This window comes from Pseudoalteromonas sp. Isolate6, from assembly GCF_022398435.1.
Taxonomy (GTDB): domain Bacteria; phylum Pseudomonadota; class Gammaproteobacteria; order Enterobacterales; family Alteromonadaceae; genus Pseudoalteromonas; species Pseudoalteromonas galatheae.
Genome location: NZ_JAKEVK010000319.1, coordinates 1 through 3102 on the forward strand (window position 1 = coordinate 1; position 3102 = coordinate 3102).

Consider the following 3102-nt stretch of genomic DNA (forward strand, 5'->3'; position numbering starts at 1 on the left):
TTATTAAAGAGTTAAAAACGCGTATTAGTAATGATTGGTGACTCAGGTAAGGTACCCCACCATTCTCTTTTCGTACATCTCTCGGTTAAGTGATTTTATGGTATGAACGATGCCGCTCTCAGATACAGCGCTAGAAAAATAATATCCCTGTATCCTTGCTACTTTTGTAGACTTACACTCAAGATACTGCTGATGATTTTCAACGCCTTCAGCAACAACCCCGACACTTAGCGTATTTAACATCCGAACTAGGCCACGAAATATTGTGATGCCTTTGCCAGTTTCCGTAATTTGAGAGGTGATTGATTTGTCTATTTTTACGATATCTATGGGAAAGTGAAGTAAATGAGAAATAGAAGAGTATCCAGTGCCGAAATCATCTAGCGCAATACTACATCCCAACTGATGTATTTCATTGAGTGTTTTAATAATCTGGGGCTCGTTTTCTAACAATGCCGTTTCAGTAATTTCGAAAGTAAGTAAGTTCGCCCATAATTGCTCCCGTTTTAATGTAGCTGAGATAAATTTAACAAGCTCTCTGTCTTTAAGTTGAACTGGGGAAAGGTTAATTGAAAGCCCGACATGTCCACCTAGCCCCCCTTTAAATCCTGCAAACTGAGCCAGTGCCTGCGAGATTATCCATCGACCTAGTGAATTGATCAGCTTAGACTCTTCTGCGACGGGAATAAACTCACTGGGGTCACATGTAGTATTCCCTAATGGCCAACGTATCAGCGTTTCTAATGCCACGACTTGTAAACTTTCAGTATCAACAATAGGCTGAAAGGCCAGTTGAAGCTCTTCATTATCTAAGGCTGAAGCGAGTTCCCGCTCAATTTTAAATGTACGTTGGAACGTGGACTCCATATCCGATTGGAAAATGCAGACTTCACTATCAGCTTTCGCTTTTGCGCGAAAAAGCGCAATACCTGCAAACCGAATTAATGCATCTGCCGCCTTGCCATGCGCAGGGCAAAGAGATACGCCAGCATTGATGGTACAGGAAATGGAGTTCTCACCGATTGAATAAGCTTCTTTGAGTTTTCGTAAAATCCTTTCTACTTCAAGCTTAACCCGAAGCGGGCTTTTTTGAGTTACTAGTAGACAAGCAAATTCGTCACCGTTGAAGCGACTAATGACATCTTCTTCAGTCGTCTCGGCTCGCAGCCGGCTACCTAAGAGCTGTAAAAGTTTGTCTCCGACCTCATGCCCATATAGATCATTAATTCTCTTGAAGTTTGAAATGTCGAAGAACACAATACCACAACATCTATATCGTGCTTTCCCAGCAATAACTATTCTTTGACAAATACTTTCGAAGTAATGACGATTATACAAGCCGGTTAACTTGTCTCTCTCCGCCATAGACTTTATCTTTATATAATTGTGGTAAAGCTCCGCCTCAAGTTCCTTGCGCCGCTCAGCCTGCACGATAGCTCGCTTTAACTGGGCTCCGGTTATTTCATTCTTGTTAAGAAACTCTTGCACCCCCAAATCTAAACACTGTAACAGCAGCTCTTCGCTGTGGTGATTGCTAATCATTAAGATAGTTAAATCGGATATGGCCTGAACTTTTTTAATCTCTAACAGTAACTCAGTACCATTTTTAACTGGTAGATAATAGTCTAGTAGTAAGATATCAAAAGAATTCTCACTGAGTACGACAACAGCCTCATCAACAGTTTCAACTTCAGTTAAACGATATTTAAGCTCACTATTCTGTAGTGACCTTTTAATGGCCATCCGATCCACTCTATCGTCATCGACCAGCAAAATATCCATAAAATACCTTTAGCGCTCTATAATTTTAAGTTTGTACAAACTTAAAACCTTCTTATTGTCAGTGTTTCAAACAAACTGTGCTCTTCTTTTATTTATAGGTTGTAATTGAAGGTTGTGCGAGGTAACTTTAGTATTAGACTATTTATATAGCACCTTATTACTAGGTTGTAGAGCTCATTTTATTACTGTAGGTGCAATCGTGAACATGGAGAGTTAACGTGAGCAAGGCCCATGCTAAAAAGCCCTATAATCGTTATTGTTGGTGATAATCATCAATCCTTTCATCTATTGGAAGCTGGACTGTATCAGATAGGACGAGTATATCGTTTTACAAATCACCTATGGGCGGTCGACTTTATGAGGAGACACCGTCCAGACATTATTGTTGTACGTAACACATCCTGTGAAATCACATTATATCGATTATTACAAAAGCACCTGTTTCCTCTTCTTACACCAACAGTCCTAATCACCCCCGAAGTTGAAAAGGTAAAAGAAGCGCTTGGTTGGCACGTAGGACTAGTCGATGTGGTAAGTGATTTTGTGTCAAGTAAACGACTAAAGCAGAGAGTTGCTAATTTATTAGATTATCAGCTTCCACCAGAATTGACTGCACCCAGTGCGTACTTAGATGAGATGACGGGCGCTTTCAACCGAGCCGTGTTCGACACTGATATTGACAGGGCTATGCTTCACCATCGAAGTAGTAACAAGCCAATTAGTGTGATGCTATTGAACTTTGATTATTTTGGTCAGTTTAACGCTGTATACGGACATAAAAAGGGGGATGACACGATACGCCTTTGTATACAGAGCATGCAAATGCAAATTAGGCGGCCCTATGACGCACTATACCGTTATGATGCCAATACATTTGCCCTAGTGGCACCGAACACCAACAAAGCGACTGGTAGGCTTTTGGCTAACAAACTTCTACAGTATCTATTTTCATCCCAAATAGAGCATAAAAATTCACCGAAACACTATGTGACTGCGAGTATTGGTGGGGTGACGTTGGATACAGCGATGATTATGACTTCAGCAGATGAGTTACTCATATCGGCGGACAATGCATTATTGAGTGCTAAAATCGCGGGGAAAAACAGAATCGCATGGTTTTAACGCTGTAGAAGTAATAGTAACTGATCTTTAGTAAATGGCTTAGTGAGGAAGCCATCACACCCCAACATTAGACATTTTCGTTTCGTTGTTTCATAAGCATCAGCTGAGAGCATAAAAACTTTAGGTCGATGAGGTAAATTAAGCTGCTTTAACTGTTTTAACACCTCAAAACCATCCATACGTGGCATATTGATATCT

At 40.5% G+C, this 3102-nt stretch carries 3 protein-coding genes; 1 reads left to right on the plus strand and 2 read right to left on the minus strand.

Features of this window, described 5'->3' with window-relative positions:
* Positions 1 to 42: 42 nt before the first annotated feature.
* Entirely contained in the window at positions 43 to 1782 is a 1740-nt protein-coding gene (locus L1D50_RS22320) for a GGDEF domain-containing response regulator (protein WP_239966868.1), read from the minus strand.
* 231 nt (positions 1783 to 2013) lie between these two features.
* On the opposite strand from L1D50_RS22320, the gene L1D50_RS22325 reads away from it, so the two are divergent.
* Complete coding sequence (locus L1D50_RS22325; protein ID WP_239966869.1) at positions 2014 to 2904, plus strand: diguanylate cyclase; 891 nt, start codon at positions 2014 to 2016, stop codon at positions 2902 to 2904.
* On the opposite strand, the gene L1D50_RS22330 is transcribed toward L1D50_RS22325, so the two are convergent.
* The coding region (locus L1D50_RS22330) for a response regulator (protein WP_239966870.1) at positions 2901 to 3102 on the minus strand (202 nt) is incomplete at its 5' end. The two genes, L1D50_RS22325 and L1D50_RS22330, sit on opposite strands and share 4 nt — an antisense overlap.

Excerpts from the sequence above, each read along its gene's own strand:
- L1D50_RS22325 (WP_239966869.1), top strand. The coding sequence starts at position 2,014 with ATGCTAAAAAGCCCTATAATCGTTATTGTTGGTGATAATCATCAATCC.
- L1D50_RS22320 (WP_239966868.1), bottom strand. The coding sequence starts at position 1,782 with ATGGATATTTTGCTGGTCGATGACGATAGAGTGGATCGGATGGCCATT.